The organism is Spirochaeta isovalerica (assembly GCF_014207565.1).
GTDB lineage: Bacteria > Spirochaetota > Spirochaetia > DSM-2461 > DSM-2461 > Spirochaeta_F > Spirochaeta_F isovalerica.
Map to the genome: position 1 here is coordinate 111944 of NZ_JACHGJ010000003.1, position 12793 is coordinate 124736.

The 12793-nt window shown below is 45.9% G+C and carries 10 protein-coding genes and 1 tRNA gene; all 11 read right to left on the bottom strand.

Annotated elements, in window-relative coordinates; all coding sequences use genetic code 11:
• Window positions 1-230 precede the first annotated feature (230 nt).
• Window positions 231-303, bottom strand: a tRNA-Asn gene (locus HNR50_RS10090).
• Between the two features lie 70 nt (window positions 304-373).
• Window positions 374-1057, bottom strand: coding sequence for an anaerobic ribonucleoside-triphosphate reductase activating protein (locus HNR50_RS10095; RefSeq protein ID WP_184746554.1), 684 nt, complete (start codon window positions 1055-1057; stop codon window positions 374-376).
• The gene (locus tag HNR50_RS22605; protein ID WP_184746556.1) at window positions 1057-1614 is read right to left on the bottom strand and encodes an anaerobic ribonucleoside-triphosphate reductase; all 558 of its coding nucleotides are present in this window, start codon (window positions 1612-1614) and stop codon (window positions 1057-1059) included. The genes HNR50_RS10095 and HNR50_RS22605 overlap by 1 nt, the downstream gene beginning before the upstream one ends.
• Complete coding sequence (locus HNR50_RS10105; RefSeq protein ID WP_425506742.1) at window positions 1614-3725, bottom strand: ribonucleoside triphosphate reductase; 2112 nt, start codon at window positions 3723-3725, stop codon at window positions 1614-1616. Before HNR50_RS10105 ends, HNR50_RS22605 begins: the two co-directional genes overlap by 1 nt.
• Window positions 3726-3734: 9 nt before the next feature.
• Window positions 3735-4202, bottom strand: a complete 468-nt coding sequence (nrdR, locus tag HNR50_RS10110) for a transcriptional regulator NrdR (RefSeq protein WP_184746558.1) — start codon at window positions 4200-4202, stop codon at window positions 3735-3737.
• A gap of 332 nt (window positions 4203-4534) precedes the next feature.
• Complete coding sequence (locus HNR50_RS10115) at window positions 4535-5473, bottom strand: hypothetical protein (RefSeq protein ID WP_184746560.1); 939 nt, start codon at window positions 5471-5473, stop codon at window positions 4535-4537.
• A 60-nt stretch (window positions 5474-5533) separates the two neighbouring features.
• On the bottom strand, window positions 5534-6646 hold the full coding sequence (locus HNR50_RS10120) for a PEGA domain-containing protein (protein WP_184746562.1): 1113 nt from the start codon (window positions 6644-6646) through the stop codon (window positions 5534-5536).
• Between the two features lie 173 nt (window positions 6647-6819).
• Complete coding sequence (locus HNR50_RS10125) at window positions 6820-8949, bottom strand: glutamine synthetase III family protein (protein WP_184746564.1); 2130 nt, start codon at window positions 8947-8949, stop codon at window positions 6820-6822.
• Between the two features lie 295 nt (window positions 8950-9244).
• A complete protein-coding gene (locus tag HNR50_RS22395) occupies window positions 9245-9586 on the bottom strand; it encodes a P-II family nitrogen regulator (protein ID WP_184746566.1) in 342 nt (113 codons plus the stop codon).
• Between the two features lie 18 nt (window positions 9587-9604).
• Complete coding sequence (locus tag HNR50_RS10135; RefSeq protein WP_184746568.1) at window positions 9605-10915, bottom strand: ammonium transporter; 1311 nt, start codon at window positions 10913-10915, stop codon at window positions 9605-9607.
• A gap of 317 nt (window positions 10916-11232) precedes the next feature.
• Window positions 11233-12789, bottom strand: a complete 1557-nt coding sequence (locus HNR50_RS10140; protein ID WP_184746570.1) for a sigma-54 interaction domain-containing protein — start codon at window positions 12787-12789, stop codon at window positions 11233-11235.
• Window positions 12790-12793: the final 4 nt, after the last annotated feature.

Sequence of the window (12793 nt, forward strand, 5' to 3'; positions counted from 1 at the left end):
AGGCTTCTACCTACAGGACCGTTCGAGTCCGTTCGGCAGTAATTATAAAAAGAAAAGGTTCAACTTAAAAAGCTGAACCTGAAATAGCTCCCCCGAACACAAAATCCGGCTGCCCCGGATTTTGCACCGAAGCCGATCATTTGAGGCTTCTACCTACAGGACCGTTCGAGTCCGTTCGGCAGTAATTATAAAAAGAAAAGGTTCAACTTAAAAAGCTGAACCTGAAATAGCTCCCCCGAACGGACTCGAACCGCTGACCTAGTGATTAACAGTCACCCGCTCTACCAACTGAGCTACAGGGGAATGATTGCTGACAAGGAGGATATTACCTTATAGAAATATTTTGGTCAATAATCTTTTAACAAAAAAATTACTAACGTATGGAGGAATTTATTCCTGCTTCCAGAGCTATGGAAAGAAGTTTCTCCATATAGCTTGAGGACGGCGGTATTTTGTGAGAATATGCCGGGTCGAGAGTCTCTCCCGGTTTGAAGGGGGTGAGAAACCACTGTTCAGCATCTTTCAGGAGTAAAGCCATCTTTTCCATATCATCTATGGTGACGATTTCTTCCGTAACAGTGGTTCTGAATTCATGGGGGATTCCTGCGCCGGTAATGAACTCGATGGAATCCTTTAATTTGTCTTTATTTCCCTGTAGCCCCAATCGGTAATAGTGTTCCGGACTTGTTTTCAGATCCATGGCAATATAATCGGCATTAAGCTGTTTCAATCGATCCGGGAACAGGCCGTTTGTATCGATTTTTACTTTCAGGTTGAGAGAATGAATGAAATCAATGGCATTGACAAGATCGTCATGGAGAAGAGGTTCTCCACCGGTTATCACAACTCCTCCGATTAAATGCGCTCTTTTACTGAGAAATGACTTTATTTCTTCGATCGGTAATAGATCTGCTGAAAAACGAAGAGGATCAACCAGCCCCGGATTGTGGCAGTAAGGACATCTCAGGTTGCATCCTGGAGTGAAAATAACCGAAGCGACCTCCCCGGGAAAATCGAGGAGCGTCGTCTTCAGTAATCCGGCTTCCGTTAGAGTCATCAGGCAGATTGAACTTTCAGAAAGCTCTTCAGTTTGTCCGCATTTCCGGTTCTGTATATCTCGGAACCTTCCGCATTATAGAGAATGACTGTCGGGGCACTGTAAACAGAAGAATTCATAGCTTCCGTCAGGCCGTTGGAGCTGTCAACATTGATTTTAGTACCTTCCAGCTCAACCGAATCTATAACGGCTTTGACAGGAGGGCAATTGGGACAGGTTTCTTTAAAAAAGAAAGAATAGGTCGCCACATCACCGTTTTCCATCGCCATCTTTTTCTCTGCAAAATTAATTTCGATGGCTTCTGTTTCTGCCTCAATAGCAACGGGTTCTGTTTTTACAGGTTTTTCAGCGGTTTTTATTCTCATAGCGGTATCGTGGCTAAGTTCGGAAAAATTGACTCTTTCGCCGTATTCTTCGCTTTTCCCCAGATTCCAGTTCGCAACGGATCTGTAATAACCGACAATCCTGGCGTAAACCTCAGACTTTCCGCCTTTTACATTTTCCAGCTGTCTTTTCAGTTCATCTATTCTGTTGTCTATTTCAGCGACTTTAGTCATTACACTTTCTCCTTGATCAATTCGGCTTTTTCTTTTTCCAGTTTCTTTATTTCTTTCTGAATGGCTTCTCTTTCCTCTTCCGCGCATTTCGGACAATTGAAATGCTCTCCCTCCAGGTATCCGTGAACCGGACAGATGGAGAAAACCGGAGAAATGGTGAAGTAGGGCAGGCGGTAATTATTGGCTATGGTCTCTACCAGTTTCCGGCAGGATTGCCAGTCTTTTATTGCCTCGCCCAGCATCCCGTGAAATACGGTTCCGCCGGTGTAGCGGGTCTGGAGCCGCTCCTGAAGATCCAGCGCGTCGAAGATATCCGGTGTGAAGTCAACGGGGAGCTGGGTCGAATTGGTGTAGTACGGCTCGTTCGTTCCCGCGGTTATGATATCGGGGAAATGCTTTTTATCGTGACGGGCCAGCCTGTAACTTGTGCTCTCGGCCGGTGTGGCTTCGAGATTGAACAGGTCTCCGGTCGTTTCCTGATAATCGGCCAGCCTGTCTCTCATATGAACAAGAATCCTGTCAGCGAAATCCTGACCGCGCTCTGTGGTCAGATCGATTCCCATGAAATTTTTCAATGTCTCGTTCATCCCCACCAGACCTATGGTCGAGAAGTGGTTATTCAAATGCTTGAGATAGCGTCTCGTATAGGGGAACAGACCGCTGTCCAGAAGTTTGGTTATGACTTTTCTCTTAACAATGAGAGAGTCTTTGGCCAGATCCATCAGTTTGTCCAGACGGCTGAAAAATTCCTCTTCCGAAGAGGACAGATAGCCGATCCTGGGCAGATTGATGGTTACGACACCGACGGAACCGGTAAACTCATCAGCGCCGAAAAGACCGCCGCCTTTTTTGCGCAGCTCTCTCTTGTCCAGCTGGAGACGGCAGCACATGGAACGCACATCTTCGGGATTGAGGTCGGAATTAATGAAATTCTGGAAGTAGGGCGTTCCGTATTTCGCGGTCATCTCGAAGAGGAGACGGGCGTTTTCCGAATCCCAGTCAAAGTCTTCCGTGATGTTGTAAGTAGGAATGGGGTAGGCGAAACCTCTTCCGTTGGCATCGCCCTGGATCATCAACTCGATAAAAGCCTTGTTGATCATGGCCATCTCTTCGGGGCAGTCTCCGTATGTGAAATCCTGTTCCTCTCCTCCGACGATAGCTTTTCTCTCCGCCAGGTCTCTCGGGCAGACCCAGTCCAGGGTTATGTTGGTGAAAGGAGCCTGTGATCCCCATCGCGAAGGTGTGTTGACTCCGAAGATAAAGCTCTGAATGGCCTGTTTCACTTCTTTATAGGACAGCTTGTCCATTTTAACAAATGGCGCCAGATAGGTGTCGAAGCTGGAGAGAGCCTGGGCTCCCGCCCACTCATTCTGCATAATTCCCAGAAAGTTGACGATCTGAAAGACCAGAGTGGAAAGGTGGGACGCCGGCTTGGATGTTATCTTGTCCGGAACACCGCCGAGACCTTCTTCTATGAGCTGACGGATCGACCATCCGGCGCAGTAGCCGCTGAACATGGACAGATCGTGAATGTGCATGGCTCCGCTTCTGTGTGCTTCGGCAACCTCTTCGCTGTAGATATTCTTGAGCCAGTAGTTGGCTGTCACAGTTCCGGAGTTATGAAGAATGAGTCCTCCCAGTGAGAAATTGACATTCGCATTCTCATTCACTCTCCAATCGGACTGGGACAGATATCCCTCCATTGTCTCATCAATATCCAGCATAAGCTTCTGAGCGTCTCTGATCGCTTCATGCCTGGCTCTGTACAGAATGTAATTCTTGGCCAGTTCGGGTTGATCCGAAGCAATCAGAACATTCTCCACTATGTCCTGAATCTCCTCTACGGCAGGCGCCGAATTGGGATGCCTTTTCGACATGATGTTTTCCAGTTTGATTTCGACGATCCCGGTTTGCTTCTGGACAAAAATTTCCGCATCTTTGATTCCCGTTGCCAAGGCCGATTTGCGTATGGCATTGGCTATGATGTTTCTGTCATAGGGGACCACCTGGCCGTTACGCTTTACGACCTGTCTGATAATTCCCTTTTCGACATTTTCACCAACGGTCAGACCGAGAAATTCCTTCCAGTCTCTACTGTCTTTCTTTTCCACAAAACCCTCTTACTTCTTGAAATTCCGGCTTATATTTTCTATTTCTTTTATAAATTCATTAACATCTTCAAATTTTCTGTAAACCGATGCGAAACGAATGTAGCCCACATGGTCTATTGTGTAGAGTTTCTCCAGAATCAAAGCACCGATTTCTGAAGACTTGATTTCATTGTTGCTCTTTCCTCTCAGGTGGACTTCATCTTCCAGCTCGTGAAGGAGGTTTTCAACATCCATCTGTGTCACCGGGCGTTTCTCCAGTGACCGCCAAAGTCCGTTTTCAATCTTTTTCAGATCGAAATCCTGACGATGACCATCTCTTTTTATGACTTTCAAAGGGACTTCTTCAATTCTTTCGTAAGAGGTGAAACGATAACTGCAGGACAGACATTCACGACGTCGTCTGATCGTGGAACCGCTGTTATTCTGGCGGGACTCGATGACTTTGTCGTCAAGACTGCCGCAAAAAGGACATTTCATTTAAACCTCAAAATACACCATATATAGAGTCACTTACATTAAAAACTACTATAAAACACCATCATTTCAAAATCAAGCGGAAATACCGATAAATAATAAAATCATTATTTATCTATTAAAAACAAACAAAGTGTGCTTTTTTATTCGTCTGAAAGCAGAGGTAAAGGGGGTTTCAGATATCACCCGATTTGTAAAGAATTAAGATTTTTTTTTACGGGAAAATGTTTGTCATATTTCCTGTTTTAATGACAGGGAAACGGGAGCATTTATTAAAATGAAAAAAATGCGATTCCCCATAAAAAAAGGAAAGCGCATCTCATTACCGACTAAGATTAGTAAGTCAGAGTCTGCTGGAAAAGAACAACAGGTTCTTCAACATAAGTGACCGAATCATTGAGTTTCCAGATTTCAGAAGTTCTTCTGCCTGTGCTATCAAATTCGCGCTCAGTGAAGAATTTCATATATCCTTTGGGATGATTTCTGGTGAAAGTCATGCCGTTCTGAATGATTTTTCCTCCAGCTACATTCCAGTCATAAACAAAGGAGACGTTGTACTCATCTTTCATCTCTCCATCGCCTTTCATCATTCCGGGCTGGCTGTCCGCGATGCTGAGGTTGAATCCATAATTGAACTTATCGTAGGAATAGTAAAACTTCTTAATTACAATGTTGTCGTATCCCAGTGAGAGCACTTTATCGACGGAAAGGCCGGTGTAAATTCCGAATGATTCTTCTTTGGTTACGAAGCGGTTATCGTTTCTGAAGGGCACTTCAAAGTTTTCAAGATCCAGATCCCATTCGATGATAGGCTGGGAACCGACGAAGAGCGCCATCAGGAAGTTTCCACCGTTATTCTGAACAAAGTTCGGAGTTCCCGCGAGAGGATAGATCTTCCCTTCATGGTCCGATTCAAGAATCTCGTATTCAACTTCGAGGTAAACAATTCCGTTGATCGATACGGATTTGGGAAGAGTCGTCTCACCGATTTTCTGGTATTCGACAACCCACTCATCGTATTTTTCACCGTTATCGAAGTACTTGGTCTGGATATGCTTCATAACGTTTCCGTTTTCATCATATTCAAACTCATCATCGAATGTGGGGTAAAGCGTATCTTCTCCCAGAGATGTCTTTTTCATCTGCTGTACAGTCACAGCTCCGTCTTCAGTAAATCCTACATAACCTGATCGGGCCGTGTATCTTGTCGATGTACAGCTGGTTGCCAGAACAATTACTGCGGCTAAAACAGCCCATGCTTTTGCGTTTTTCATCAAAAACTCCTTTTGTTTGTGTAAAAATATCTAAATCCATTTAGGAATTTGATAGCTCGATCAATCGAGTGTTATGTCCACTCTCTGTTCCGGGTCATCGGTAACCCTGTAGTTAGCTGACCCTTTTTTGAATCTTCCTTTCTGAGCCTTGATTCTGAGAATCCGTCCGGGAGGCATCTCTACCGAGATTGGCGAAAAACCGATACTGGTATTGCCGACAAAAATCTCTGCGCCTACCGGTTCGGTATAGATCCATATCGTCGGATCCTTAAGGACGAGAACCTCAAGTGTCCTGTCAAGTACGTTTTCTTCCTCTACGTCCCAGGGACCGACAGTCTCCTCCAGCGGGGAGTAACCTTCTTTTTCAATTCTGAACTCATAATTGGTATTAAAAAGATCGAGAGAGACAGGTGTTTCTCCCTTGTATTCGCCATTTATAAAAACCCGGGAACCGGCAGGATTGCTATTTATCCTCAGGTTGACTGTATTATTCCGGTAATCGAGGAATTTTATCAGGATATCGACCGGTATGGCGTAGTTGAAATTGTACCCCTGTATCACAGCTGTTGCGATTCCGATAACTTCCCCTCTGCTGTTAAGGACAGGGCCTCCGGAATTTCCGGGAGCCAGATCGGCGCTCATATCAATCATTTCACCCAATCCGGATTCTGTTTGAAAAGCTTGAATCATTCCGGGAGTAGCTTTGAAATTTTTGCCCAGGGGATAGCCTGCAACCACTATTTCGGACATAAGCCCGTTTCCCCCGTCGGAATCCAGTACAAGGGGATTCTCAATGGATTCATTCATCCGGAGCAGAGCCAGATCGAGGTACTCGTTGTATCTTTCTATCGTGGCGGTAAGTGATGACTCTTCGGTTTTATTCCTGTTGCCGTAGTCGAAGGCAATCTCTACGCGGTCACTCATATCGAACCGGGCATGGCGGACGACATGAGCGTTGGTTACAAATAGCTGATTTCCTTCCAGATCCCGGATGACAAATCCCGTACCCTGGCTTATCAGCGATCCTCTGCTGTCTTTTATCAGCACCCTTCCGATCGAAGGACCGGAATTTTCGATGACCGAAGCCCAATCCGCTGCAGATATTACGGAATGGAGACTTATAATAAATAGTAATAATACTGTTTTCTTAATGGCAGATCCTGATAAACCCAAGTGCAAACCCTCTTGGAAAAATGTTTTTTTTAAATAAAGCCAGTCGTATCATAATAGAAAATGATTAAAGATAATTCAATACTTGTATACATTAAAAAGGTGTATTAATTGTTTTCATGGAAAATAAAAAACCGCCCCGGAGAGGGGCGGCTCTATAATATCGAATCTCAATGTCAGAGAGTGAACAGAAGATCCTCATAAGAGGGGTAAGGCCACATGGCCTTGTCTGTTATCTTTTCAAGGGCATCGCCGAATGTTCTGAGTTCTGCCATGGCGGGAATCACATTTTCGCGATAGGCCTTGGCCTGCGCAAGCAGATCCTCTTCCATTTCCAGAGCTTTGTTCATTTCTTTTGTAACAACAGATGAAGCTTTGAGCAGGCCGTTAAGGCTTTCGCCCAGTTTCGCTACAAGCTTTTCCTGAGCCTCTGTGGAAACAGAAGGCGCGGCAGATTTGATGGCCGCTATCGACTTGCTCACCTTTTCTGCGTATCGGCTTGCGGCGGGGAAGATCAGCCTTTCAGCCATTTCAACCATGACACCGGCTTCGATGTTAATCTGCTTGCTGTAGGTTTCCAGATTGATTTCATATCTGGCTTCCAGCTCGGGCTTGGTGAAAACCTTGTGGTCTTCGAAGAGCTTCACTGCTGTGTCGGAGATCATTTCCGGCATACAGGCTACAGTTGACTTCAGGTTGGGGAGACCCCTTTTCTCCGCTTCGACAACCCATTCGTCTGAATAACCGTTTCCATTGAAAACGACTCTTTTATGAGCTTTATATGTTGCAGCAACGATTTCTTCTACAGCTTTATTGACGTCCGAAGCTTTCTCCAGTTTGTCGGCGAATTCGCTGAGAACTTCGGCGATTACTGTGTTGAGAACAACATTGGGTCCGGAAATTGACTGAGTCGAGCCTACCATTCTGAACTCGAACTTGTTTCCCGTAAAGGCGAAGGGTGATGTTCTGTTCCTGTCTGTAGAATCAAGAGGCAGTTCGGGCAGAATTGTCTGGCCGATTTTCATTATGCCGCCTTCGCTTGAGAGGATCTCCTCGCCGGCTTCCAGTTTTTCCAGAATCTCTTCCAGCTCGGAACCGAGAAAAATGGAGATGATGGCGGGAGGCGCTTCGTTGGCTCCCAGTCTGTGATCGTTTCCGGCGTTGGCAGCAGAGAGCCTGAGCAAAGGAGCGTATTTATCAACAGCTTTGATAATAGCAGCCAGGAAGATCAGGAACCGCGCATTGGTGTGGGGGTTATCGCCGGGATCGAGCATATTGAGGCCGTCATCCGTACCGAGTGACCAGTTGTTGTGTTTTCCAGAGCCGTTTACACCGGCAAAAGGTTTTTCGTGGAGAAGGCAGACCATACCGTGTCTTTCCGCAACTTTTTTCAGTGTTTCCATAACGAGCTGGTTGTTATCGGTGGCTACGTTAGTCGTTGTATAAATTGTTGCCAGTTCAAACTGGTTGGGAGCCACTTCGTTGTGCTGGGTTTTGGCGCTGACGCCCAGTTTCCAGAGCTCGCAGTTCACTTCTCGCATGTAACCGGCTACTTTTTCCTTAATGGCTCCGAAGTAGTGGTCATCCATTTCCTGACCTTTGGCAGACATTGTTCCGAAAACGGTTCTCCCTGTCAGTCTGAGGTCAGGTCTCATATCGTAGAGTTTCTTATCGACCAGGAAATACTCCTGCTCCGGTCCTGTCTGAGCGTAGATTTTCGTGGAAGTCGTATTTCCAAGAGCTCTCAGGACTCTCAGGGCCGGTCCGTTTACAGCTTCCATAGAGCGGAGAAGAGGAACTTTTTTGTCCAGAGCCTCTCCCGTATAGGAAATGAAAGCTGTGGGGATAGTCAGAGTGAGACCGTTGCTGTCTGTTTTGAGAAAAGCGGGGGAAGTCGTATCCCAGGCCGTATATCCCCTTGCTTCGAATGTAGCTCTCAGACCTCCGTTAGGAAAAGAGGAAGCATCAGGCTCGCCCTGAACCAGCTCTTTGCCGGAGAACTCCATCAGCACTGTTCCGTCTCCGGCGGGGGAGATAAAGGAGTCGTGTTTCTCCGCTGTCAGACCTGTAAGAGGCTGGAACCAGTGTGTAAAATGGGTCGCACCCTTGGAGATCGCCCAGTCCTTCATGGCTGAAGCCACCACTTCGGCGACTTCTTTAGAGAGCTTCTGTTCACCTTTCTGAACTTTCTGAAGTTCTTTAAAAATGCTTTTGGGAAGCCTCTGTTTCATCAGAGATGTACTGAAGCAGTTTTCTCCGTAAATTTCCTCAACAGATGAGGAACAAGTGATAGATTCATTGTCCATTATAAATTCTCCATTCATTTATTATCTTGAAAACATTTATGCATTTAATATGCCAACTAATTTCAGGAAATACTCTTAAATGTATAAATGTTTATATGAAAAAGAAATATAAAATATAAAATATGATGTTACAAATACTTAAGTTACTGAAGTATTGTTAAATAGTTACATTTGTGTATGAATATTCCGGTGTATTTACAAAAATGTATGAAATCATCTCTGAAGATCTCCCCCTCATCTCAACCGGGAGACAACGGGGTATTTCAAAGGTGAAATCATACATTTATGTATTTTATCACCCTATGGCTTCTTCGCCTGTTTCTCCGCTTCTGATACGGATGGTCTCTTCGATGGGGAGTACAAATATCTTTCCATCTCCGATTTCTCCGGTTCTGGCGCCTTTGATAATGGCGGCAGTTGTTCTTCCGACGAAGTCGTCATTTACAGCGATTTCAATTCTCACTTTATCGAGAAGGTTCACTTCGATATCCACACCTCTGTAAGACTCGACATACCCTTTCTGCTGACCGCATCCTTTGGAATTGGTTACCGATATTTTATGTATTTCATCTTTGAACAGTTCCTGCTTTACGGCATTCAGTTTATGGGGCTGAATATAAGCTATAATCAATTTCATGGTTCAGTACTCCTTTTTTTATACGTTTGTAAAGATCTGGAATCCCGCATAGGATTCGGAACCGTGTTCGTGCATATCCAGGCCGGACAGCTCAACATCTTCATCAACTCTCAGACCGACCGTGTATTTAATAGCCAGGAACAATAATCCCGAAGAAATGACTACCCAGAGGAATGCGACCAGGACACCCAGAGCCTGAATTCCCAGTAATCCCGCCCCTCCGCCGTAGAACAGACCTACCAGTCCATCATCGGGTCTGTTGGCAAACAATCCTACTGCAATGGTGCCGAAAGCACCGCAGACACCGTGTACCGAAATAGCTCCGACGGGGTCGTCAATATGCAGAACCTTGTCGAAAAACTCAACAGAAAACACAACCAGGATTCCGGCAATCGAACCGATTATGATGGAAGCGGCAGGGGTAACAGCCCATGTTCCGGCTGTAATGCCGACCAGGCCGGCAAGGGCTCCGTTCAATGACATGGAAACATCAGGTTTTTTCATTGTCACCCAGGTCGTCATCATGGCGAATACGGCACCCGCTGAAGCCGCCAGTGTGGTTGTTACCGCTACGTGAGCGATAGAAAGGTCTGTTCCGGAAAGTGTTGAACCGGCATTAAATCCGAACCAACCGAACCAGAGGATGAAAACACCCAGTGAAGCGAGGGGCAGGTTATGTCCCTGAATGGCTTTGACAGTGATGGTTTTCCCGTTCTTAACGTATTTCCCGATACGGGGTCCGAGAATCGTGGCACCCATCATGGCAGACCATCCACCGACGGAGTGAACGATTGTAGACCCGGCAAAGTCATGGAATCCCATTTCCGCCAGGAATCCGCCGCCCCATGTGAAGCTACCGAATACAGGGTAGATAACACCGGAAATCACAACGGAATAGATCAGGTAGGAACTGAACTTTGTTCTTTCCGCCATGGAACCGGAAACGATTGTTGCCGCGGTAGCCGCAAAAACGACCTGGAAAATCCAGTCTCTCATGACTGATGAATCAGATACTTTGAGCATCACGTTATTGCCGAAGCCTCCGTAGGCGGAACCGTACATGATGGCCCATCCGACCAGCCAGAATATGATGGAACCGACTGAAAAATCCATAAGGTTTTTCATGATGATGTTACCGGCGTTCTTGGCTCGTGTTAATCCGAGTTCCACCATGGCGAAACCGGCCTGCATAAAAAATACGAGGGCAGCGGCCAGTGTAAGCCAGATCATATCCATAGCCATGGAAAGCTCTTCGACAGAAGCGTCTCCTGCGAAAACCGATGTGCTGACAGCCAGCAGTAGAAACAGTGGTAAAATGACTTTTTTCATAAAATCCTCCATATCCCAGTAAATTGCAGAGTTCGTGCCAAATTCATGAGCGGATAGAGGAATATAATTCTGTTAAAAGTATCTTCAACTGAATAAAGTCTTACTGTATAAGATAATAAAAATAATAAAAAATATATTCACGTACCGGTATATATAATACATGGAAGTAGGATCTTTTTAAATAACGTACAAAAATGTATGAAGAAGTTGTGTAAAATACAATAATGTAGGAATATTGTAAGGTGCGAAATTCGAAAAAAGTCTCTGTTATTCTTCAGAATGAAATAAAAAACCCGGCTCATCACCGGGTTTGGACACTATCTGTTTTTATATTTACTGCAATCGATTCCGTACTTATCGACCCTGAGCCCTATGATTCTTTCGGATATTCCTAAAGCCCTTGCCGCCGATGCCCTATTGCCTCTGGCTGTTTTCAAAGCGTCTTTGATCAGCTCCTTTTCCAGTGAATCGACTGCTTCCTGAAGAGTGGAATGGAGCGATGTATCGGTACTTTCCGCCGATTGGAGCGATGGTGGAAGATGGTAGGCGTGGATCACTTCGTCCGTACTGAGCAGTGCAGCTCTTTCAATGACATTTTCCAGTTCTCTCACGTTGCCCGGCCAGTGATAGCTCTGGAACAGATCTATAGAGGTGCTGGTAATGCGCTTGATATTCTTCCCGTTCTTTTTTCCGTACTTTTCGGCAAAGTAATCGGCCAGAAGCATAATATCTGTCTTTCTCTGGCGGAGCGGCGGTATGTGGATGGGGAAAACATTGAGTCTGTAGTACAGATCCTCGCGGAAACTCCCGTTCTTGATTTCCTCTTCAAGGTTTCTGTTGGTGGCGGTAATGACCCTGACATTTATTTTAATGGTGTTCATGGAACCGACGCGCTCAATTTCCCTTTCCTGAAGAACCCTGAGGAGCTTGACCTGAGTCATATGGGAGAGCTCTCCAATTTCATCGAGAAAGATCGTTCCACCGTCAGCCATCTCGAAACGGCCTTTCCTTGTCGATACTGCCCCGGTAAAGGAGCCTTTCTCATGTCCGAATAACTCACTTTCAATAACGCTTTCGGGAAGGGCGGCACAGTTGACGCGGACAAAGGGTTTATCGGCTCTGAGGCTGTTGTAGTGGATGGCGCTGGCCACCAGTTCCTTGCCCGTTCCGCTTTCCCCCCGGATCAGGACAGTTGCGTCGCTTTTCGAAACCTGATTGATCAGAGAGTAGACTTCCTGCATATTCTGGGAGTTTCCGATCATATTGTCGGGGCGGTACTTTTCCTTGAGTTCCCTATGAAGACGGTTGTTTTCCTGGGTCAGCCGTCTCTTTTCCTCACTCGCTTTTTTTCTCAATTCAGCAGCTCTGGCTATAAGGGATGCCAGAATCGTCAGAATCCGGAGGTCCTCATCTAGCTCCGCTTCACTGGTAAACAGACGTCCGGCTCCCAGAGCGCCGAGAATCTTCGATCCCTGCTTGATCGGGACACAGATGAATGAACGATCCTCTGTTTTCCCGCTGCGCTGGTCCAGTTTATCCAGATAATCGGTTTCCTCGTTGATATGGGGAATAACCATTGCCTCGCCCGATTGTACGACCTTACCGGTAATACCTTCGCCAAGGCGGTATACGACATCTTTCGTAACGTCTTCCGATAGGCCGAGAGATGATTCAATGGAAATTTGTCCGGTGTTTTCATCGATCAGCGTCAGAACTATCGTCTTATAATTTGTGCTGTCGGAAATGGTCTGGAGAACCGGAGTGATTACCTCTGTGAGGTCCATGCTTTTGTCCAGAAGCTGACTGACTTCAAAAAGAAGAGTCATATTCTGAATCTGTTTTCGGTAATGTATGGAGTCTTGAGTTGCAGTCATGAGA